Source organism: Psychrobacter sp. Cmf 22.2 (assembly GCF_001921745.1).
Lineage (GTDB): Bacteria > Pseudomonadota > Gammaproteobacteria > Pseudomonadales > Moraxellaceae > Psychrobacter.
Genome location: NZ_MRYA01000066.1, coordinates 1 through 248, shown reverse-complemented (window position 1 = coordinate 248; position 248 = coordinate 1). Strand labels below are relative to the sequence as shown.

1 protein-coding gene is annotated in these 248 nt (G+C 46.8%); it reads left to right on the top strand.

Annotated elements, in window-relative coordinates:
- Window positions 1–248: hypothetical protein (locus tag BTV98_RS13325; protein WP_218613001.1), on the top strand; the 248-nt coding region annotated here is incomplete at both ends.

Genomic DNA, 248 nt, shown 5'->3' with positions numbered 1-248 from the left:
CTCGCGGCAAAGCTTGAGCCAGTGAAGAAAGAGGTTTTGACTGAAATTGCCGTTGAAGGTGTTGCTGACTCTGAGAAGATGTTCGGTACAGGAGAGTACACAACTGCAGAAAAGCGCATCCAAGGTGCAGCTTACGGATGGGGTGGGGCGACGTTTAAAGATAACATCTATCAATACTCGCCTAACTTTGAGTCAACGCAGTGTCACTCAGTGACATTTGAAGACCCTAAAAACAAAGGCTTTTGGTC